The organism is Janthinobacterium lividum, assembly GCF_034424625.1.
GTDB classification, from domain to species: domain Bacteria; phylum Pseudomonadota; class Gammaproteobacteria; order Burkholderiales; family Burkholderiaceae_D; genus Janthinobacterium; species Janthinobacterium lividum.
In genome coordinates this window covers 2176933-2197264 of record NZ_CP139976.1, presented here as the reverse complement: position 1 = coordinate 2197264, position 20332 = coordinate 2176933, and the positions used below count along the sequence as shown (strand labels likewise).

Annotated in this window: 19 protein-coding genes; 4 read left to right on the top strand and 15 right to left on the bottom strand. The window is 64.0% G+C overall.

The features are described from left to right. Positions 1-283: 283 nt before the first annotated feature. The 3 genes from U0004_RS10035 (at position 284) to U0004_RS10025 (ending at position 1902) form a co-directional block, all read left to right on the top strand. On the top strand, positions 284-781 hold the full coding sequence (locus U0004_RS10035; RefSeq protein WP_070254973.1) for a phasin family protein: 498 nt from the start codon (positions 284-286) through the stop codon (positions 779-781). Positions 782-842: 61 nt separating this feature from the next. Continuing rightward, positions 843-1226: a KGG domain-containing protein gene (locus tag U0004_RS10030; protein ID WP_070254975.1), complete on the top strand. Its 384-nt coding sequence runs from the start codon at positions 843-845 to the stop codon at positions 1224-1226. Positions 1227-1389: 163 nt separating this feature from the next. After that, positions 1390-1902 (top strand): YgjP-like metallopeptidase domain-containing protein, encoded by a 513-nt coding sequence (locus U0004_RS10025; RefSeq protein ID WP_070254977.1) that lies wholly within the window; start codon positions 1390-1392, stop codon positions 1900-1902. Between the two features lie 96 nt (positions 1903-1998). On the opposite strand, the gene U0004_RS10020 is transcribed toward U0004_RS10025, so the two are convergent. The 12 genes from U0004_RS10020 to U0004_RS09965 all read right to left on the bottom strand — a co-directional run bounded on the left by U0004_RS10020 (position 1999) and on the right by U0004_RS09965 (position 15936). Continuing rightward, positions 1999-2604 carry a PEP-CTERM sorting domain-containing protein gene (locus U0004_RS10020; protein WP_412101867.1) on the bottom strand — a complete coding sequence of 202 codons (606 nt, stop codon included), beginning with the start codon at positions 2602-2604 and terminating at the stop codon, positions 1999-2001. A gap of 304 nt (positions 2605-2908) precedes the next feature. Continuing rightward, positions 2909-3454, bottom strand: coding sequence for an LOG family protein (locus U0004_RS10015; RefSeq protein ID WP_034786386.1), 546 nt, complete (start codon positions 3452-3454; stop codon positions 2909-2911). A gap of 11 nt (positions 3455-3465) precedes the next feature. After that, entirely contained in the window at positions 3466-4239 is a 774-nt protein-coding gene (locus U0004_RS10010) for a tetratricopeptide repeat protein (RefSeq protein ID WP_070254979.1), read from the bottom strand. Between the two features lie 41 nt (positions 4240-4280). Further along, positions 4281-4952 carry a TetR/AcrR family transcriptional regulator gene (locus tag U0004_RS10005; protein WP_034786204.1) on the bottom strand — a complete coding sequence of 224 codons (672 nt, stop codon included), beginning with the start codon at positions 4950-4952 and terminating at the stop codon, positions 4281-4283. Between the two features lie 138 nt (positions 4953-5090). Then, positions 5091-5708, bottom strand: a complete 618-nt coding sequence (locus U0004_RS10000) for a phasin family protein (protein ID WP_070254981.1) — start codon at positions 5706-5708, stop codon at positions 5091-5093. Between the two features lie 135 nt (positions 5709-5843). Further along, positions 5844-9482: an EAL domain-containing protein gene (locus tag U0004_RS09995; RefSeq protein WP_070254983.1), complete on the bottom strand. Its 3639-nt coding sequence runs from the start codon at positions 9480-9482 to the stop codon at positions 5844-5846. A gap of 301 nt (positions 9483-9783) precedes the next feature. Continuing rightward, positions 9784-10740, bottom strand: coding sequence for an alpha/beta hydrolase (locus tag U0004_RS09990; RefSeq protein ID WP_070254985.1), 957 nt, complete (start codon positions 10738-10740; stop codon positions 9784-9786). After that, entirely contained in the window at positions 10737-12371 is a 1635-nt protein-coding gene (locus tag U0004_RS09985) for a GMC family oxidoreductase (protein ID WP_070254987.1), read from the bottom strand. The genes U0004_RS09990 and U0004_RS09985 overlap by 4 nt, the downstream gene beginning before the upstream one ends. Positions 12372-12378: 7 nt before the next feature. Beyond that, on the bottom strand, positions 12379-12900 hold the full coding sequence (locus tag U0004_RS09980; protein WP_070254989.1) for a hypothetical protein: 522 nt from the start codon (positions 12898-12900) through the stop codon (positions 12379-12381). 97 nt (positions 12901-12997) lie between these two features. Next, the gene (locus U0004_RS09975) at positions 12998-14182 is read right to left on the bottom strand and encodes an MFS transporter (protein WP_231958628.1); all 1185 of its coding nucleotides are present in this window, start codon (positions 14180-14182) and stop codon (positions 12998-13000) included. A 90-nt stretch (positions 14183-14272) separates the two neighbouring features. Continuing rightward, positions 14273-15175 (bottom strand): LysR substrate-binding domain-containing protein, encoded by a 903-nt coding sequence (locus U0004_RS09970; RefSeq protein ID WP_070254991.1) that lies wholly within the window; start codon positions 15173-15175, stop codon positions 14273-14275. Then, positions 15172-15936: an RNA methyltransferase gene (locus tag U0004_RS09965; protein ID WP_070254993.1), complete on the bottom strand. Its 765-nt coding sequence runs from the start codon at positions 15934-15936 to the stop codon at positions 15172-15174. The genes U0004_RS09970 and U0004_RS09965 overlap by 4 nt, the downstream gene beginning before the upstream one ends. A gap of 195 nt (positions 15937-16131) precedes the next feature. Here U0004_RS09965 and U0004_RS09960 point away from each other — a divergent pair, with 195 nt between their 5' ends. Beyond that, entirely contained in the window at positions 16132-16914 is a 783-nt protein-coding gene (locus tag U0004_RS09960; protein WP_034758799.1) for an inositol monophosphatase family protein, read from the top strand. Positions 16915-16988: 74 nt separating this feature from the next. Here U0004_RS09960 and U0004_RS09955 read toward each other — a convergent pair whose 3' ends face one another. Genes U0004_RS09955 through U0004_RS09945 form a run of 3 tightly spaced genes read right to left on the bottom strand, consistent with a single transcriptional unit; the run spans position 16989 to position 20270 of the window. Then, a complete protein-coding gene (locus U0004_RS09955; RefSeq protein ID WP_070255282.1) occupies positions 16989-17921 on the bottom strand; it encodes a type II secretion system F family protein in 933 nt (310 codons plus the stop codon). A 27-nt stretch (positions 17922-17948) separates the two neighbouring features. Next, a complete protein-coding gene (locus U0004_RS09950; protein ID WP_070254995.1) occupies positions 17949-18917 on the bottom strand; it encodes a type II secretion system F family protein in 969 nt (322 codons plus the stop codon). Positions 18918-18923: 6 nt separating this feature from the next. Continuing rightward, positions 18924-20270: a CpaF family protein gene (locus U0004_RS09945; protein ID WP_070255285.1), complete on the bottom strand. Its 1347-nt coding sequence runs from the start codon at positions 20268-20270 to the stop codon at positions 18924-18926. Positions 20271-20332: the final 62 nt, after the last annotated feature.

Sequence of the window (20332 nt, the reverse complement as noted above, 5' to 3'; positions counted from 1 at the left end):
GCTGCGCTGCCGCGAGCCGGCTATTGTCGCACGGCCGGGCCTGTAAACCTGCATTTTCCACACAAGCAGCATGGCTGCCGGCGGCGGCAAGCTGATTCACGTTCATTTGATCTGGCGCAAAACCATCGCGTTTTTCCCCCTGCCAGGCCCCATTCTCGTCCCAAACCGGCATCTGGCGTGGAACCTGGCACACCATCCGGCGTCTATCACTTTGCTTGTTGCACCATACGCCGCATCCGGTACACCGGGTGTTTCCTGGATCCGCTTTTCATTGAGGTAGAACATGTTCACAACCAGTATGCCCCCCAGTTTCAGCCCCGCCCTGAAGTCCCATCTGGAGGCCCAGTGCAATTTCGCCACGGAACTATCGCGCAAGATGTTCGATACGGCGCAGCAACTGAGCGAGCTGCATCTGCGGCTGGCGCAAGACTTGCTGCAGGAATGGAGCAACGCCAGCCAGCAACTGCTGTGTGCGCGCGACACGGGCGAGTTCATGTCGCTGGCTGCTGCCCAGCTGCAGCCGGGCAGCAACAAGCTGCGCCAGTACCAGCAGCAACTCGGCAACCTCGTCGCCAACGCCAATGTCGAGATGAACCGCACGGCAGAGAACCACCTGCCCGAAGCGAGCCGCACGGCCGTGGCCTTCGCTGACGAAGTGGTGCGCAAGACGGCCGAGGAAACGGAAAAAGCCACGCAGCGCCAGCGTGAAATGATCGAAAAAATGCACGCCACAGGCCACCGCGATGGCGCCGGCCACAGGCAATCCGATCAGGCGCATTGAAGACTTGAATTAAATACGTGAGTTGAACACTGGACCCCCACTCGATAGCAAGGAGAGCGACATGGCTAACAATCAAGGTAATGAACAGGGCAAAGGCGCTGGCAGCAGCCAGAAAGCCAGCGAATCGGGCAGCGCCAAAGGCACGAGCAAGCGCGGCTTTGCCGCCATGAATGAGGAGCAGCAACGCGAAATTGCCAGCAAGGGCGGTCAGGCAGCCCATCAAAAGGGCACGGCGCATGAATTCGACTCGGAAGAAGCACGCCGGGCCGGGCAGAAAGGCGGCGAAGCCGTCAGCCGCAACCGCGAACACATGGCGGAAATAGGCCGCAAGGGTGGCGAAAGCCGGCAATCGGCCCAGCGCGCCAATGAAAACCGCGGCGGCACGGCGGCGCGCAGCGGCAACACTGGCCGGCAGGGTGGCAAGGAAGAAGACGACAAGGGCTGATCCGGGCTGACGGGCTGACCGGGATTACCCGGACAGCGCGGCTTGACGAAGGCACGGGACGGCCCCGGCGGCCCCGCGCAAGGGCTGGCGCAGCGCGGGGCGCGGCGGTATGGTACATTCTCGCCTTACCGACACCTCCGCGCCCCGCCCCGCCCTTCCCCGCATGCAGCCATCCCTGAAATACCTGAGCGCCTATTCCGAACAAACGCAAGCGCAAGTGCAGCAACTGATCGTGCAAGACAAGCTGGGCGACGTCCTGTTGAAACGCTATCCGAACGCGCACGATGTGCGCAACGACAAGGCGTTATACCAGTATGTGCAGGACTTGAAGAATGAATTCCTGCGCAATGCAGAACCCATCAACAAGGTGGCGTTCGACAGCAAGATCCATGTGATCCAGCATGCGCTGGGTTTGCATACCTCGATCTCGCGCGTGCAGGGCGGCAAGCTCAAGGCCAAGCATGAAATCCGCGTGGCCACCATGTTCAAGGAAGTGCCGCTGGAATTCCTGCGCATGATCGCCGTGCACGAACTGGCGCATGTAAAAGAAAAGCAGCATGACAAGGCGTTCTACAAGCTGTGCACGTATATGGAACCGCAATACCACCAGTATGAATTCGACGTGCGCCTGTACCTGACCCAGCTCGACCTGTCAGGCCAGCGCCTGTGGTCATGAAGTCAGGATCATGAAGTCCACGTAACAATGCCGCCCGGCATCCACTGGGCGGCATTGTTTACGTATGCGCCGGCATGGCCGGCACCATGTTCAGGCTCAGGCGGCGTTCTTGCGGCGAAGCATGAAGCCCAGCAGGCCCAGTCCGCCCAGCAGCATGCCGTAGGTGGCCGGTTCCGGTACGGCGCTGACAGTGGCGGAGATATTGTCAACCTGGAAGGTGTGCAAGGCGCCTTCCTTCCACGATGCCGACAGCAGATTGCTGAAACCCGTAAACGTGTAATCGGCAAAGGTGTGGCCGCCGCCAAGGCTGAAGGTCTGGGTCACCGTGCCGCCGCCCACTTGGTGGCCGACAAAGGTCACATCGAAGGAACCAGGCAAGCTCACGAAATCGGCCAGGCTGATCGAGCTCAGCGAGAAAGCGGCGCCATCGGCGCGCGACAAGGTCGTTGTCGACAGGGCTGTCGCACCCAGGCCGGCCGAGCCGGCATAAGCGAAGCTATCCTGATGTGCCGAGCTCAACAGGCCCAGGAAGCTGCTGTCAAAGTTATAGCCGCCTTCGGAGTAGGAATTGAATACGGAACCAAAGTAGCCGGGATGTTCGAGCGAATCGAAGCCGATCGTCGTCGTCTGCGCCTGAGCACCGCCAGCGGCTGCAAGAATGGCGGCGACAGCGGTCGCGCGCAAGAGGGTCATAGGTTTCAAAATAGCATCCTTTCGAGATGATGAAGTAGCGTGGCTGTGGCAACTTGAAATGGCTCGGCACCGTTTTTTAGGAGTCTTGTCGCGCTCACGGGTGTCCGATAGTCCTAACTTTTGAACAGGACAAGTAGACCACAACCATAATTAAAAAGCATCTTCATTTTCAAAATAACATGCATAGAGAGAAATATTATGGACATATATTTATCAATTGAATCATTGAGCGCGATCAATTTTCCCGTGTGGAAATAAAAAAAGCCATGCACTGCGCAGCGCATGGCTCCCTGTCAATTTCTATGAAGAAAGATTAAGGCGCGCACTCCTTCAGGCGCTGCACCAGCGCGGCAGGATCGGCGTCGGCATTCAGGAACGCCGCGTGCTGCGGGCGGATAAAGCCCTGTTCCTTGCCGTTTTGCACGAAAGCGATCAAGCCATCATAGAAACGGTCGACATTGAGCAAGCCGATGGGCTTGGCGTGCAAGCCCAGCTGGGCCCACGTGAGCATCTCGAACAGCTCTTCCAGGGTGCCATAGCCGCCGGGCATGGCGATGAAGGCGTCAGACAGGCTGGCCATCATCGCCTTGCGCTCATGCATGTCCTTCACGATGAACTGGCGCGTCAAGCCCGTGTGGCCCACTTCGCGCTCGACCAGCTGGGTGGGAATCACGCCCGTCACTTCGCCGCCCAGGCGCAGCACTTCATCGGCGATCACGCCCATCAGGCCCACCTTGCCGCCGCCATATACAAGCGAGATATTTTCCGCCACCAGCACGCGCGCCAGTTCGCGCGCCGCCACGGCATAGTCCGGCGAGACGCCCGCATTGGCGCCACAGTACACACATAAAGCCTTGATCACAGTAATCCCTACCCTTTCAATTCATCGATCGCCGCCTCGACCTCGAGGCGCTCCTTGGCGTCCAGTGCCTCGCACTCGGCCGCCTTTTCATACAGTGCCAGCGCTTCCGCCAGCTTTTTCTTTCCGTCGAGCATGTTCAAGGCGCGCGCATATTCGCTGTGCGCCAGCGCCGAATACGGCGTCAGGGCCAGTGCCGTCTTGAAGTGCTGATAGCCGTCTTCCTTGTTGGCGCCGTAGGTCAGGCTGCCTATCATGGCACCGACTTTGTCGATAATTTCCGTATGATAAATCCCAAACGCGATATGCGCTTCCGCATGCATGGGCGACACCGTCATCGTGCGGTCCAGGCTGTTGCGCACGCGCGCGCCCATGCCTTGCGCCAGGGCCTTGACGACGGACGTGCCCAGCGCATAACGGCCCAGGCTGTAGGCATGCCAGTAGTAGCCGGCCGGATTGTCCGGCTGCTCGCTCTGCTGGCGCTCGCAGCGCTCCGCGACTTCTTCGTACATGTCGAGTTTCCGGCTGTCGTCCACTTCCAGGTGCGTGGCGTAGATGCAGGTCGCCTTGTGCGCCACCGCATAACCGGGCACGCCGACGGCCAGGCCCAGCTTCACGGCGCGCTCGAAGTCGCCCGCATGGAAGGCCAGCCAGGCTTGCACCAGCGCAGAGTGCGTGGGAAAGGGTTCCACGTCGCCCGCATGCAGGCGCGCCCAGGCCGCTTCCAGGGTTTGCGGCGTGTAGACATATGCCTCGTCCGGATAGGGAAATTGTTTCCAAGCCATATATCTCTCCTGTAAATAGCGACGTGGCGCCAGCAGCCGCGTCAGTCGTTCTTGAGTTTCGTCACGTACTCTTCCGACAGTTTGCGAAACAGCAAATGCGTTTCATTGCGCAGATACGGGCCGATCAGGGACAGCACCTGGTAGCAGCCGCGCGCCAGCGCATCGGACATCGATTGCTGCTCGCTGTACTTGCGCGGGTTGCGCACATACTCGTACGACAGCCAGTAGGTGGCGACAACCACCATATTCGTCGCCATCGCAGCAATTTCCATGTCCGACGCTTCCAGCGACTGTTCGCTGCGCAAGTCTTCGCACAGCTGCGTGGCCACCTTGATCTTGTGCGCCAGGATCAGCTTGAAGTGCAATTCCAGTTTGCGGTTGCGCGACAGCAAATCATTGAGGTCGCGATAGAAAAAGCGGTAGCGCCAGATCAGTTCGAACATCAGGTGCAAATACAGCCAGACATCCTCGATATTCGAGCGGCGACCGTCGGGCACGGTCAGGATGCGTTCGATTTCCGCCTCGAACTGGACGAAGATCGAATTGACGATGTCGTCCTTGTTACGGAAGTGGTAATACAGGTTGCCGGGCGAAATGTTCATCTCTTCGGCAATCACGGTCGTCGTGATATTCGGCTCACCAAACTCATTGAACAGGCGCAGCGACAACTCCAGGATGCGTTCGCGGGTACGGCGTGGTGCTTTTTGTAGCATGGCGGGCAATCTCTCTGTGTTCTGCCTCAAGCATACCACCTAAAATAGCCATAATGAAACACTCCGCCCCTGGCCGCCGGCGAAAAACGCAGGCAAAAAAAAGCCTGCGCGAGCAGGCTGGAGGAATGCGGCGCCAGCTCAGGCGGCCGGCGCTTTTTTCTTCGCCGCCGGTCTCGCCGCCGGTTTGCTGAGCGGCTTGCTCACCGGTTTGGCTGCGGCGCGCGGCGTAGCCCTGGCTGCCGGCTTGGCCGTGGCCTTGGCGACGGCCGCTTTCGGTGCGGTTTTTGGCGCGGTTTTCGGTACGGCTTTCGGCGCCGCCTTCACGGCGGGCTTGGCCGCAGCCTTCGGCCTGGGCGCCGGCGCGGCCTTGGCCGACAGCGCCGCCACTTGCCGGCTCAAGGCATCGATCTGCGCGTGCAGCGCGGCGAGGTCCTGTTGCGTGGGCACGCCAATGGTGGCCAGGGCGCGCGCGACGCGCTCTTCAAACACCTGTTCCAGCTTGTCCCAGGAGCCGCTGGCCTGCTTGCCCACGCCATCGGCCAGCTTGCTGACACTGTCGCTGACACCGGCCACCTTGTCTTCGGCGCGCTTCTGGAATTCCGTGCCTTCCTTTACCAGCTTGGAAAACACGCGCCCGCCCTCTTCCTGCGCCTTGGCAAAGGCACCGAGGCCCGCTTGCCAGATCTGCTGCGCGGAAGAACGCACGGCGCTTGCCAATTCCTTGTCTTCCGTCGGTTCCTTCAATTTCTTCACCATCGCCAGCTCCCGTCATGTGAAAGGCCATGCCACTTCATGGATGCATTTTATTCTAGTGAGCAAAACTAGAGACGGGGGTCTAATTCGATAGAAAGCGGCTGCTCAAGGTGCGCCAGCGCACGCGGCGGCCAGAACCTAGGCCGCCGCCTTCACCTGGCCATGCAGCAGCTTGTGCAGGCGGAAGCCTTCGCGGATATTCTCGCGCAGCACGGCGCCTTTCCACGGCTTGGTATAGAAGCGGTCGACGGCGCCGCGGTTGATGGCCGCCATGATGGGCGTCAGGTCGGCAAAGGCCGACAGCATGATGCGGAAGGTGTCGGGACACAGGTGCTTGACCCGCTCCATGAATTCGGTGCCGCTCATGAGCGGCATGCACTGGTCGCACAGGATCACCTGCACCTTGTGGCGCGCCAGGATGTCGAAGCCTTCGGCGGCCGTCTGCGCCGTGAGGATGCGGTAGCCGTCCTGCGCCAGGAAGTCGCTGAGCACATCGAGCATGAAGACATCGTCGTCGACGATCAGCAAGGTTTGCTGCTCTTCGCCACCGGCATCCTGCGGCGCCTGCAGCAGCGTGCCTTTCATCAGCATCTGTTCGAATTCCTCGTGCGGCACGGGACGGCTGAAGTAATAACCCTGCATCTCGTCGCAGCCGTGGCGCCGCAAATAGGCCAGCTGCGCATCGTTTTCCACGCCTTCGGCGATCACTTCCAGCTTCATGCTGTGCGCCATGCTGATAATGGCCAGCACGATGGCCGCGTCGTCCGGATTGCTGGTCACTTCGCGCACGAAGGCGATGTCGATCTTCAGCTTGTCGATGGGGAAGCGCTTCAGGTAGGCCAGGCTGGAATAGCCGGTGCCGAAATCGTCGATGGAAATCTGGATGCCCAGCGCCTTCAGGTTGCGCAGCACGGCGATGGTTTCCTCGGCGTTCGACATGAGCGAGCTTTCCGTCAGCTCCAGCTCCAGCAGCTCGGGCGCGATATCGTATTTGCGGATCGCCTTGAGCACCTCCTCTTCCAGGCCGCCGACGAAAAACTGGATGCCCGACACGTTGACCGACAGGTGCACGGGCCCGATGCTGCTGGCGCCCCACTCGCTGATCTTCCTGCAGGCTTCGTCGAGCACCCAGTTACCGACGCGCACGATCAGCCCCGTTTCTTCCAGCAGGGGGATGAACAGGGCTGGCGAGACCATGCCGTGGCCGGGGCGGCGCCAGCGTATCAGCGCCTCTGCGCCGCTGATGCGTCCCGAGATGATATTCACCTTGGGCTGGAAGAACAGCACGAATTCCTCGTTGTCGATGGCGCGCCGCAGGGCGTTTTCCATGTCCAGCCGCGCCATCGACTGCGCATTCATTTCCGCCGTGAAGAAGCGGAAGGCGTCGCGGCCCGCTTCCTTGGCACGGTACATGGCCGTGTCGGCATATTGAATCAACGTGTCCGCATCGATGCCATCGTCGGGGTACACGGAAATGCCGATGCTGACCGTCACCGTCACCTCGTGGCCCTGCAAGTCGAAGGGCTTGCGCATCGCCTCGCGGATCTTGTCGACCACGCCCACGGCATGCTGGGCGCCATCGGGCAGTACCAGGATGGTGGCAAATTCATCGCCGCCAAAGCGGCCGATGGTATCGCGCACGCGCAGGCAATCGACGAGGCGGCTGGAAAACTGGCGCAGCAGATCGTCGCCGATGGTGTGGCCCAGGGTATCGTTGATATTCTTGAAGCGGTCGATATCCATGAACAGCACGGCCACGGCCCACTGGTGTTCGGACGCCTGGGCCAGCGAATGGGTCAGCGAGGCGTAGAACTGGCTGCGGTTAGGCAAACCCGTCAAGGTATCGAAATGCGCCAGCTTCATCAGGCGCTGTTCGGCATCCTTGCGCTCGGTGATGTCGCGCGCCACGGCCACCAGGATCCAGCTCTGCCCCGAGCGCAGGGTGCGCCGCTGCACTTCCACCGACAGCGGCGAACCGTCCTTGCGCTGCAGCTGCAGTTCCGTCATCGGGCCGCCCTGGTCGCCGGCCAGCAGCTTGTTGTACAGCTCTTCCAGCTGGGATTCGCCCTCGTGCGCGCGGCCCGGCCCCACGCGCAGAAAATCCTCGCGCTCGAAACCGAGCATGCGGCAAGCCGTCTGGTTGACGTCGACGAAGCACATGCCGGCGCGGTCGACGAGGAAAATCGCGTCGGCCGTGGCATCCATCGCCAGGCGGAAGCGGCGCAAGTCTTCATCGAGGCGGATGCGCGCCGCCATGTCCAGGGTCAGCTGCTCATGGTGGCGCTTGATCTCGTCGTACAGCAGCAGGTTGTCGTAGGCGACGGCGATCTGCGCCGCCACCGTGGCGGCGACGCGCTCGTCGACTTCGGAAAATTCATTCGCGCCCAGCTTGTCGACCAGGTACAGCCAGCCGTGGCTGCGCTCGCGCGAGGCGATGGCCACGCCCAGAAAGGAATGCACGGGCGGGTGCGTGTCGGGCAGGCCCAGCGCGCCAGGGTCGCCCTTCAAGCCGTTGACCCGGTAGGGCTGGCGCTGTTCCAGCAAGCGGTTCAGGATGCCCGTGCGCGGTGTGCTGGCGATGCGATCGAGGTCTTTCTCGGCGCCGCACGAGGAAAAATAGCTGAGCTTTTCGGCGCCCTCTTCCAGCACGCCGATGCAGGCATACTTGGAGACGCAGATATTCTGCGCCACCTTGCAGCCCGCTTCGATCAGGGCGCGCGGATCGCGTTCGGCGCCCAGTTCGATACCGAGCTCGATCAGGGCCGTCAGGCGCAGGCTCACCGCCTGCAGGCTCGACAGCGAGCGCGACAGGCGCTCCGTCATGACGCCCAGGTCTTCGGGGATGGCGGCCTGGCCCTCGCGCTGGCTGGCCAGCTGCGAAATCTGCTGGCTGCTCGATTCGAGTTCGTCGATATAGCCGCTGACCTGATGCTCGATGCCAGCCAGCTTGCCCGTGGCGGGAGGCGCCGCAGCGCTGCCCGCGCCCGGCGTGGCCGCCACCTGGGCCGTCGGCGGCATCAGTCCCAGCGCCTCGTTGACGGTGCGCACGATGACTTCCGGGTCGGACGGCTTGGGCAGCACCCAGCGCACGCCGCAGGCCTGCGCCAGCAAGATCGCTTCCTGTTCGCGGTAGGTGGCCGTATAGAAAATGATGGGCACGTCGGTCAGCGCGGGATCGGCATGCACGCGCGTGACGAATTCATAGCCGTCCATGTTCGGCATGAGGATGTCGGAGATGATCAGGTCCGGCCGCTCGGTGCGCAGGATTTCCAGCGCATCGGCGCCATTCGCCGCTTCCAGCAGGCGGTGGCCGCCGTAACCGAGCAAAGCGGTCAGGAATTCGCGGTTCAGCACATGATCATCGACGATCAGGATGGTGGCTATGTCGTTTTTAACTGGCGTCGACGGCGCCCCGGGTAAAAAAGATTCCAGCTCCGCGACGAACAGGTCGGGCTCGATCGGCTTGCCGATGTAGCCATTGAAACCCGCTTCGAGCAGACGTTCGCGGTCGCCCACCATGGCCAGCGCCGTCACGGCCAGGGCCGGGATATTGCGCAGCTGCGGATCTTTCTTCAGCTCGGCCACCACGCCATAGCCATCGAGCTTGGGCAAATGCACGTCGCAAATGATCAAGTCCGGCAATTCGCTGCGCGCCATGCGCACGCCCTCTTCGCCGTCATAGGCGGCCAGCGGCGTGTACCCGAAGGCACGCAGCAAATACACCATCAATTCCATATTGGTGGCGTTATCTTCAATAATCAGGATACGTGCGGACAATTAGCGCCCCCAATAAAAACTACGTGGACTCATTTTCTGCCTGCGTTCAACTTTTCGCATGCGCGGGCTACATAACAATCCTACAATATCTTGCCATAGATCCTGAGAAAAATCTGGCCGCCGGACGTCTGCAGAACGGCGCAAGCGGCCTCAGGAACAATTTTTCCCGCTGCCCTTCTGACCTTAGCTTAATACAGTACGCCAGCGGAAAACAGCATTATCTGCCCATGGCGTTGTTAAACAGGGGCAACAGCAGAGTCAAAACAGACAGTCTTGCCATGCAGACAAAACACAACAGGATTCAGGAAAAATGCGGGCAAGACGGAGGCTGGGCGACTTCGTTCTTGATAGTGATTTCTTCCAGCAGCTGACGCAGCACGCGCGCATCGCTGGCCAGCGCCACATGGCCGATGCCGCCGAAGGCCAGATTGCGCGCGTCGGGCAGCTGCGCGGACGACTGCGGCGCGACGATATTGTCGTGGTGCGAGTAAATCGAGGTGATCAGGGCGCGCGTTTCCGGCGTCTCGCTGGCGGCCAGCTGCGCCAGCCAGGCGTCCGGCGCGCCATGGATACGGCTCATCTGCCGGGCATTCGCGCCTGCCGCCAGGTTGGCCAGCGCCGTGCCGTGGTGCGGCGTGCCGATGGTGATGATGCGGGCGACACGCCGCGCGCCATGCCGGCGCAGCCAGGCGCGCGCCACCAGGCCGCCCATGCTGTGGGCGACGAGAATCACGCGGTCGCTGCCAGTGCGGGCGCGCAGCTCGGTGATGGCTTGCTCCACTTGGGGCACAAATTGCTCGATATCGGCGCCGATGGGCTCCAGGTCGACGCCATCGTGCACGACGCCAGCCCGCGCCAGTTGCCGGCTCAGCTGCGTCCAGTAGCCGCGGTTGCACACATAGCCGTGGATCAGCAGCACCGGCAGGCCCTGGCCAGCGACTGTGTCGGCCGCATGCAGGCGCGGACGCAGCATGCCCCATGACGAGGCCCACAGGGTGGCGCGCAGTTCGCCCAGGAACAGCCGCGCGGCCCCCCGCACACCCAATTGATATTCCTGTGGCACGGGGCTACCCAGCCGCCGGCTCTGCCAAAAATTGCGCGCCACGACCAGCGCGCGCACGGCCAGCAGCATGGCCAGCGCCAGCAACACGGCCTGCACCGGCGAAGCCACGCCCCACGCCTGCATGGCCAGGTACGCCAACCCCAGCACGGCCAGCACTTGCAGCAGCATCAGCCACTTGAGTATGCGTGCGATCATGCTGGCGCTGGAACGGGCACGGGCGCCGGTTTTCCCGTCAGCTCCCGCGCCAGGCCGCTGGCCAGGCGCGCGGCCAGCGCATACAGCGTCAATTGCGGATTGGCGCCTATCGACGTGGGCAGCAGCGAGCCGTCGTGCACGGACAGGTTGCGCACGCCGTGGTAGCGGCCATCGGCACCCGCCACGCCCAGGCGCGCATCGTCCGACATGGCGCAGCCGCCCATCACGTGGGCCGACACCACCCGCGCCAGCAGCACCTTCATCGGCAAATCGCCGATCGCCTGCTTCGCCTGCGCCCAGCTGGTGTAATGGCTGGCCATTTCATGCACGGGATAGACACTTTTCGCGCCGGCGGCGAACTGGATTTCCGCCATCGACAGCAGCGCGCGCCGCACGCCATCCCACATAAAAGGCGTGAGCGGATAGTCGAGCACGGGCGCACCGAAGCTGTCGATCGATACCGTGCCGCCCGCCGAATCATGGTGAAAGCCGTCGCGCAGCAGGGCCAGCAAGCCATGCGCATGGGGGAATTCGCGCATGGTGCGCGCGTGTTCATCGCCGAAACCGCCCATGGTGGTGGCCATCAGCAGCGGATGCAGCGGCGGCGCTTCGAGCTTGTAGCCGATGGGACCATCGATGGGCGCCGTGTGCAGGAAATGGTCGGAATAAATCGTCTGCGGCGCGCCCGCATAAGCGTCGACGCGCTGCGGGAACAGGCCCGCCGAGATCACCGTCGGATGCAAGAAGGTGCGCCTTCCCAGCAAGCCGTGCGGGTCGGGCGCCTGCGAGCGCAGCAGCAGCGCCGGCGAGTTGATGGCGCCGCCGGCCAGCACGAAGTGCTTGGCGCGCAAGGTGAGGCGCACGCCCGTGGGCACTTGCCCCGCCGCGTCCAGCGCCGTCACCTGCAGGCTGTCGATGCGCTCGCCCTTGAAGCTGAAACGCTCGGCGCGCGCATGCACGAGCAGGCCCGCGCCCAGCGCCAGCGCCGACGGGATCGTCGTCACCAGCATCGACTGCTTGGCGTTGGTCGGGCAACCCATGCCGCAGTAGCCAAGGTTCCAGCAGCCGTTCACGTTGCGCCGGATGGCGGCCGTGGGAATGCCCAGCGCCGTGGCGCCACGGCGCAATAAGTCGTTGTTTTCATTGGGTGGCGCGGCCCAGTCGCTCACGTGCAGGCGTTTTTCCATCATGGCGAACCACGGCGCCATGGCATCGATGGAATAGCCGGACAAGCCAAAATGCTTGCGCCAGTATTCGAGGGTGCCGGGCGGTGTGCGGAAGCTCGAGGTCCAGTTGACGGTGGTCGAACCGCCCACGGTGCGCCCCTGCAGGATATTGATCGCCTTGTCGCGCGTCTTGCGCGCGGCCGATTCCTGGTACAGCGCGGGATAGGCGTCCGCTTCGCGCATCTTGAAGTCTTGCGAGGACTTCAAGCCGCCCTCCTCGACGATCAAGACTTTCAAGCCTGCCAGCGCGAGGATTTCCGCCGTCACGCCGCCGCCGGCGCCGCTGCCGATGATGACCACGTCGGCTTCCAGCGTACGGTCGGCGGCCACGGTGCTGGCGTCGGTGACGTTCCAGCCGCTGGCCACGCCGATGGCGATGGGGTCAAGAATGGGAGAGGTGCTCATGGATGCCTTATGCGCTCAGTTCGGGCAGCGGTCCCGGATAGCCGATGGCGGCCCAGTGGGCGGCATCGGCATACCAGGCGCCGAGGATCAGATCATGCAGGGCCAGATAGGCCGTCTGCAGGGTAGCCAGGCGGTGCGTGCGCCACGACTGCAGAAAGGCGGCCACCTGGGCGGGATCGGCTTCGCGCCAGCCGCCATGCACGCCGGCGACGAAGCGCCGCGCGGGTGCCAGCGCCAGCAGACCAAACAGATCCTGCACCTCCTGCTGCGCCGCCAGGGGCAAGCCACGGATGGCCGTGTCCACGCCGGCGATGGCGCCATCGAGCGCCGCGGCCCGCGCGGGGGCTTCCCGCGGCAGCGCGCTGCCCAGCATGGCCGGCACGATGGCCGCCAGCGCCGCGCGCGCCGCGCCATCGAGCACGAAGTGGCCTGGTGGCGCCGGCCCGCGCACCAGGCGATAGGCCGCCCCTCCGGCGGCCAGCGCGCAGGCGCCGAGCACGCCCAGTTTCAGAAACGATCTGCGTTGCATACCCCTATCCCCTTGTTTTATACCGCCTTTTGCAGGCCAGTGTACGCCAAAGGCAGTGGGCGTTTGAACGCAAAAACTAGAGCGGAGAGTCTAGTTTTTACGCCTGAAACCATAGCAGCAGCATGGCCAGCAGCGCCGCCAGCGCGCCGCCGATGGCAATGCTGGGCAAGCCAAAAGCGACGATCAGCGCACCTCCCAGCGCGCCGCCAAAGGCCGTGCCCGCATTGAAGGCGGCGATATTCAGGCCCGCCGCCACGGCGTCGCTGCCCGGGCAATGCCGTTGCGCCAGGCGTAGCAGCCGCATGGTGGACAGGGTGACGAGGGCAAAGAACAGCAAGCCCAAAGTGCCGCACAGGGCCAGCATGGCCACGGGCTGGGCGCGCAGCAGATAAAACCCCAGCAGATTGAGCGCCAGCGCGGCCAGGGCCAGCACGGTGGCACGCAGCGCGTGGGGGCGATCCGCGCACCAGCCGCCCAGCAGGTTGCCGCCGATGGCGCACACGCCAAAGCACAGCATGGCGGCGCCCAGCCAGCCCGCATCGAGCCTGCCCAGCTGCAGCAGGAAGGGCGAGACATACGTGAAAAAGCTGAAGGTAGCCACGCTGACCAGCGCCGCCACGCCGGCCGCCATCAGCAGCGGCGGTTGCAGGATGGCGCGCAGGCTGGCCAGCGCTGATGCGGCGGCGGCCTGCTGGCGCGCGGCCGGCATGGCCAAGCGCAGGCCGGCGCCGCCGCACAGGGCCAGCACGCCGATGGCCGCGAAAACCCAGCGCCATGACGAGACGGCGCCCAGCCACGTCCCCAGCGGCACGCCGCCGGCCAGCGCCAGGGTCAGGCCCAGCCAGACGATGGACAGCGCCCGTCCCGCGCGGGACGGGTCGACCAGGCTGGTGGCCGCATGCGACGCCACCGCCATGAACACGCCATGCGCGAGGCCGACGGCAAAGCGCACCCCCAGCAGCGCGCCCAGCGCTGGCGCGGCCGCCATGGCCACGCTGCCGGCCGCCAGCACGAGCATGGTGGCCACCAGCACCTGGCGCACGGGCCGGCGCGCCAGCATGGCCGTCAGGATGGGCGCGCCGATGGCCGCCCCCAGCGCATACGCGGCGATGGCGCCGCCGGCCGCCGCCACGCTGGCGTGCAAGTCGCGCGCCATGGGGGTCAACAGGCCGGCGGCGATGAATTCGCACAAGCCGAAGGCAAAGCTGCACAGGGAGAGCAGGTAAATGGAAAGTGGCAGCGTGGCGGACGGCAGCACTGTGCGCGAGGACATGGTGGACATGGCAGTTCCTGACAATCAAAACGCCATGCTGGCCCCTCGTTCACCATCTGTAAAATATCTTATTTATCTTAAAACGAGACTTTGAAAGTCTCAATAGACGGAAAAGTGCCGCAGTTGCGCCAGCAGCCGCTCGCGCACGGGAGACGTGCGCTGCGGATCCCATGCCATGTACAGGTCAAGCTGGCGCAACGGTTCGGGCGCATCGCTGTGCAGCGGCAGCATGACGACGCCCGCTGGCGCGCAGGCGGCCAGGCTGGCCGGCAGCAGGGCCACGCCGAAGCCGGCCGCCACCAGTCCCAGCACCGTTTGCAAACGGCGCGCCTGCTGCGCCACGTGCGGCACGAAGCCCGCGTGCAGGCACAGGCTGGCCAGCTGGTCGTGGAAACCCTGGCCCAGCTCGCGCGGCGAGGCGACGAAATCGTCACCGGCCAGGTCCGCCAGGTCCACGCGCGTCAGCCCCGCGCAGCGGTGGCCGGATGGCAGCGCGATCACGATGTCTTCGCCGGACAGGCGCTCGAAGCGCAAGCCCGGCGTGCTGCGTCCCGGCGCGCGCAGCAGGGCGATATCGACCTCGCCTCTTTCCAGCCACTCGACCTGCTGCTGCGTCGACGCTTCGCGCAAGGTGAACTGCACGGCGGGTGAAGCGGCGCGAAACGCGCGCAAGGCATTCAATACGTGGGCATACGGCGTGATGTGGATAAAGCTCAAGCGCAAGTGGCCCTCGATGCCCTGCGCCACCCGGCGCGTGGCCGCCACGCCCTCTTCCAGGCTGGCCAGCACCTGGCGCGCCGTGGCCAGGAAAGCCATGCCGGCAGGCGTCAGGCTGACCTTGCGGTTCGTGCGCTCGAATACGGGATAGCCGAGCGCTTCTTCCAGCCGCAATATCGCCTGCGACAACGGCGGCTGCGCCATGTGCAGCCGCTCGGCCGCGCGGCGGAAATTGAGTTCCTCGGCGACGGCGATGAACTGGCGCAGCAGCCGGGTCTCTATCATGGGCCTTTTTTCGCTACCGCCAGGATATGCCGCGCGATGCCGCGCAGGATATTGACTTCTTCCGTTTCCAGCCCCGTGCGCGAAAACAGGCGTTTCAGCCTTGGCATGAGTTTTTTCGGGTTGTCCGCGTCGAGGAAGTCGATGGCCACCAGCGCCTGTTCCAGATGTGCGTACATGCCGTCGACCTGCGCCAGGCTGGCCGCGTCGCCATGGAAACCGACGGGACTGGCGATCTGCCCATCGCCGAGGGCCGCCACGCGGCATTCATAGGCGACGACCTGCGCCGCCTGCGACAGGTTCAGCGAGGAATACTCGGGGTTGGCGGGGATGTTGATCAGCACATTGCACTGCTCGACGATCTCGTTGGGCAAGCCGAAGCGCTCGTTGCCGAAGATGACGGCCGCGTGCAAGTCTTCGCTGGCCGCCAGTTGGGCCGCGATGGCGCGCGGGGCCGTGACGGGCGGAGAAAATTCGCGCAGGCGGGCTGAGACGGCCGCCGCGTAATTGCAGCCTTCGAGCGCCTCGGCGATCGAGCCGACGATGCGCGCGCCCGACAGGATATCCTGCGCGCCGCTGGCGAAGGCCACCGCTTCCGCGTCCGTCAAGGCATCGGGAAAGCGGGGATTGACCAGTACCAGATCGGAAAAACCCATCGTTTTCATGGCCCGCGCGACGGCGCCAATGTTGCCAGAGCGACTAGTTTCGACAAGAATAAATCGCAGGCGTTTGAAAAGAGACGTGTTGATTTCGGGCAGATTCATTTAAAATAGCGCTATTGCGCGGTATCGATACAGGAAATTTCGGGAAACGGAGTCACAAAACGCTGACTCCAGGCCGGGATTTTAACCACTTCGGCACCGCTCCGCTCTTTAATTCATTCTTGCACTCTATCGTACCGGCGCCGAAAGGCGACGCTGGGCGGTCGCGTGCTTTTAACGGAAGCTCACATGCACCCAATGCTCAACACGGCGATCAAAGCCGCCCGCCGCGGCGCCGCCGTCATCAATCGCGCCTCTTTTGACCTCGACCGCGTCGTCGTCACGGAAAAACAACATAACGATTTCGTCACTGACGTCGACCAGGCGGCCGAACAAGCCATCATCGAGGTGCTGTCCAAAGCCTACCCGGACCACGCGTTCCTGGCTGAGGAATCGGGAGCTTCCGCCAACTCGCACGACGAGAATGAATATCAGTGGATCATCGATCCGCTGGACGGCACCACCAACTTCATCCACGGCTTCCCCCAATACTGCATCTCGATCGCCCTCGCGCATCGCGGCGTCGTCACGCAAGCCGTCATCTACGACCCGGTGCGCAACGACCTGTTCACGGCCACCAAGGGCGCCGGCGCCTACCTGAACGAAAAACGCATCCGCGTCACCAAACTGGACCGCATCTCGAACGCCCTGCTGGGCACCGGCTACGTGGCCGGCAGCGCCCGCGCGCTGGACGAATACCTGAAGATGTACGCGATCATGGGCGAACGCAGCCAGGGCGTGCGCCGCGCCGGCTCGGCCGCGCTGGACCTGGCCTACGTCGCCTGCGGCCGCCTGGACGGCTTCTACGAAAAAGGCTTGAAGCCTTGGGATATCGCCGCCGGCGCCCTGATGATCACGGAATCGGGCGGCATCGTCGGTGAATTTTCCGGCGAATCGGACTACCTGTACAAGGGCGACGTCATCGCCGCCAGCCCGAAGATCTTTGGCCAGATGATCACCCTGCTGACGCCATTCGCCTGATTGCCAGGCGCGGTGTGACGTAAAAAAGCTGCCGGAGGCGACTCCGGCAGCTTTTTTTTCGGCCCGGCCAGCCCTCAGCTGCCCCGCATGGCCGGCAGCAGCACGCGGTAAATCTGCAGGAACGCCGGCCCCATCAGCACCACCATCAGCGACGGGAAGATGAAAAAGATCAGCGGAAACAGCAGCTTGAGGGCGATCCTGGCCGCCGTTTCCTCGGCCCGCTGGCGCCGCTTGGTGCGCAGCTGGTCGGATTGCACGCGCAGCGACGCGGCGATGCTCGTGCCGAAGCGCTCGGCCTGGATCAGCAGGGTCACCAGCGCGTCCACATCGTCCACTCCCGTGCGCAAGGCCAGGTTGCGCAAGGCCTTGTCCTTGGCGCTGCCAGCGCGCAATTCCAGCGTCACCAGTTGCAGCTCTTCGGCCAGGACGGCGCTTTTCAGGCCGATTTCCTGCGCCACGCGCGCCAGCGCCGCATCCATCGCCAGCCCCGCTTCGACGCACACCGTCATCAGGTCCAGTGCATCGGGAAAGGTTTCGAACACTTCGCGCTGACGCTGTTTCAGGCAGTGCGACAGCCAGGCATTGGGCAGGTAATAACCGAGGGCGGCCGCCGCGACCAGCCACAACAGCATATTGTGTCCGCCCTGGCGCAGCAGAAAATACGCCAGCAGCGGCAAGCCCACGAACAAGCCTGTCTTGGCCGCATAAAACAGCGCGGGCGCGGCCTGGCTGCGCCAGCCGGCATGGACGAAGCGGCTGCGGATGGGCGAACTTTCCCAGCCTTCGTCCGGCAGCGACAACCTGGCCAGCGGACGCGTCAGGCTGACGGCGTGCACCAGCCATCGCCGCCTGGCATGGCGCCCGCCATCGCTGGCGGCGCCCCCATCGCCCAGCGCCTGCAGCCGCTCCTGCACGGCACTGCCAGTGAGCAGGCGCAACACCAGCAAGGCCAGCGCGAAGACAATCAGGAACAGCAGGCCCAGCAAAGCCAGCTGCGCCGCACTCATCGTGTTCATCGTGTCTTTTCTTTCATCTTATACCCGGATATTGATAATTTTTCTGATGCAGATCACGCCCAGCATCAGCAAGCCCAGCGATACGCCGACCATCTTGCGCCCGCCACCATCCGTGTACAGCACAGCAATAAACTGCGGATTCATCAAATGCATCATCAACGCCGCGCCGAACGGCAGCAAGCCCAGGACCCAGGCCGACATGCGCCCTTCGGCCGACAGCACGCGCACCTGGCCCAGCAATTTCAGGCGGTCGCGGATGATGGCGCTGATGCTGCTCAGCAATTCAGTCAGGTTGCCGCCCGTTTCGCGCTGGATCAGCACGGCGATGACGAAATAGCGCAAGTCCGTGCTGGGCACGCGCGTGGCCAGGTTGCCCAGCGCATCGGCCATGGCGACGCCGAAACTGACTTCGTCGAACACGGCGCGGAACTCGTCGGCCAGCGGTCCCGTCATTTCCTCGCCCACCATTTTCAGCGCGGTGGGAAAGGCATGGCCGGCGCGCATGGCGCGGCTCATCAGGTCGAGCGCGTCCGGCAATTGCTGCTCGATGCGCACCAGCCGCTTGCTCCTGGCGCGGCGCACCAGCAGATACGGCAGTGCGGCGCCGCCCGCGCCCAGGCCCAGGCGCACATACCATGGCAGGGGCAGCGCACCGGCCAGCAGCAGGCCGGCCGTCCCGCCAAGTGCGCAATAGCCGAGGAAGCCGGCCACGAACCAGCGCATGCCGGCCTGCAGCAGCAGCTGATCGAGGCGCCGCGCGCCGGGCAAGCCTTCCAGCACGCCGTGCAGCAAGGAATGGGCGCTCAGCGGGCGCTGCTTGGTGATCGACAGCGCCTGTTCGCCATCGCTGGCCGTGTACATGCCCTGCAGGCGCCGCGCCACCCGCGCCGCGCCCGCCCCCCGCGCCGCTTGCCACGCCAGCCAGGCGCCAGCCACCAGCAGCAGCACGGCCAGGAAGAGGAACAGATAGACCAGATAGGAAAGCATGATGGATCAGCGCCCCGCCGCAGTGGGTTCGAACAGGGCGGCCGACACGCCGATGCCAAAGCTGTTCAGGCGATCGAGGAAGCGCGGGCGGATGCCGCTGGCCGAGAAATGCCCGACCACCGCGCCGCCCTCGGCCACGCCCGTCTGCCGGAAACTGAAGATTTCCTGCATCGTGATGACCTCTCCTTCCATGCCCGTGATTTCCTGGATCGACGTGACCTTGCGCTTGCCGTCGATCAAGCGCGACACTTGCACCACCACCGACACGGCCGAGCTGATCTGCTGCCGGATGGCCTTGCTGGGCAGGTTGGCGGCCGCCATGCTGATCATGTTTTCCAGCCGCGTGATGGCGTCGCGCGGCGTATTGGCGTGGATGGTGGCCATCGAGCCTTCATGGCCCGTGTTCATCGCGCCCAGCATGTCGAGCGCCTCGGCGCCGCGCACCTCGCCCAGGATGATGCGGTCGGGGCGCATGCGCAGCGCATTGCGCACCAGCGCCCGCTGCGTCACTTCGCCCTTGCCTTCGATATTCGCGGGCCGCGTTTCCAGCCGTACCACGTGCGGCTGCTGCAATTGCAGCTCGGCCGCGTCTTCCACCGTGACGATGCGTTCCGTCTGGCCGATAAAGCCGGAAATCACGTTGAGCATGGTGGTCTTGCCGCTGCCCGTGCCGCCGGAAATGAGGATATTCATCTTTGCCTTGCCCAGGCCCTGCAGCACTTCGGCCATCTCGGCCGTCATGCTGTGGTAGGCGACCAGGTCGGCCAGGCGCAGCGGATCGACGGAGAAGCGCCGGATCGACATCACGGGGCCGTCGATGGCCAGCGGCGGAATGATGGCGTTGACGCGCGACCCGTCGGGCAGGCGCGCATCGACCATGGGGCTCGATTCGTCGATGCGCCGGCCCACCCGCGAGACGATCTTGTCGATGATCTTCATCAGGTGGGCGTCATCGTCGAAGCTGACGTCGGTCAGCTCCAGGCGGCCGCCGCGCTCCACATACACCTGCCTGTGGCCATTGACCAGGATGTCCGACACGCTGGCATCCGAGAGCAGCGTTTCGAGCGGCCCGAAGCCCAGCATCTCGTGCTGGATGTCGCGCGTCAGGCTCTTGCGCTCGGCGTCGTTGATGACCACCGCCTCTTCGTCCAGCAAGCGCTCGACCAGGCCGCGCAATTCTTCGCGGATGCGCTCCTGCGACAGGCGCTGCATGCTTTCCAGGTCGACCCGTTCGAGCAGCAGCCCATGGATGCGCAGCTTGAGGTCGCGGTAGCCGTGGTTGTCGATGGCGGCCATGCGTAGCGGCGCGAGCGCGGCGATCTTGGCGCTGCCGAGCCGTTCGCGGATGGACAAGGCGGCGATGGGGGAACTAGCCATGAAATGCTCCTGTTCTTGGATGGGGATCAGCGCGTGGA

What these genes read in the sequence shown, in the direction of transcription:
- U0004_RS09965 (WP_070254993.1), bottom strand. Translation starts at nt 15,936, where the DNA reads ATGAATCTGCCCGAAATCAACACGTCTCTTTTCAAACGCCTGCGATTT.
- U0004_RS10025 (WP_070254977.1), top strand. Translation starts at nt 1,390, where the DNA reads ATGCAGCCATCCCTGAAATACCTGAGCGCCTATTCCGAACAAACGCAA.
- U0004_RS09955 (WP_070255282.1), bottom strand. Translation starts at nt 17,921, where the DNA reads ATGAGTGCGGCGCAGCTGGCTTTGCTGGGCCTGCTGTTCCTGATTGTC.
- U0004_RS10030 (WP_070254975.1), top strand. Translation starts at nt 843, where the DNA reads ATGGCTAACAATCAAGGTAATGAACAGGGCAAAGGCGCTGGCAGCAGC.
- U0004_RS10005 (WP_034786204.1), bottom strand. Translation starts at nt 4,952, where the DNA reads ATGCTACAAAAAGCACCACGCCGTACCCGCGAACGCATCCTGGAGTTG.
- U0004_RS09975 (WP_231958628.1), bottom strand. Translation starts at nt 14,182, where the DNA reads ATGTCCACCATGTCCTCGCGCACAGTGCTGCCGTCCGCCACGCTGCCA.
- U0004_RS09970 (WP_070254991.1), bottom strand. Translation starts at nt 15,175, where the DNA reads ATGATAGAGACCCGGCTGCTGCGCCAGTTCATCGCCGTCGCCGAGGAA.
- U0004_RS10000 (WP_070254981.1), bottom strand. Translation starts at nt 5,708, where the DNA reads ATGGTGAAGAAATTGAAGGAACCGACGGAAGACAAGGAATTGGCAAGC.
- U0004_RS09985 (WP_070254987.1), bottom strand. Translation starts at nt 12,371, where the DNA reads ATGAGCACCTCTCCCATTCTTGACCCCATCGCCATCGGCGTGGCCAGC.
- U0004_RS09960 (WP_034758799.1), top strand. Translation starts at nt 16,132, where the DNA reads ATGCTCAACACGGCGATCAAAGCCGCCCGCCGCGGCGCCGCCGTCATC.
- U0004_RS09990 (WP_070254985.1), bottom strand. Translation starts at nt 10,740, where the DNA reads ATGATCGCACGCATACTCAAGTGGCTGATGCTGCTGCAAGTGCTGGCC.
- U0004_RS10035 (WP_070254973.1), top strand. Translation starts at nt 284, where the DNA reads ATGTTCACAACCAGTATGCCCCCCAGTTTCAGCCCCGCCCTGAAGTCC.
- U0004_RS09950 (WP_070254995.1), bottom strand. Translation starts at nt 18,917, where the DNA reads ATGCTTTCCTATCTGGTCTATCTGTTCCTCTTCCTGGCCGTGCTGCTG.
- U0004_RS09980 (WP_070254989.1), bottom strand. Translation starts at nt 12,900, where the DNA reads ATGCAACGCAGATCGTTTCTGAAACTGGGCGTGCTCGGCGCCTGCGCG.
- U0004_RS10010 (WP_070254979.1), bottom strand. Translation starts at nt 4,239, where the DNA reads ATGGCTTGGAAACAATTTCCCTATCCGGACGAGGCATATGTCTACACG.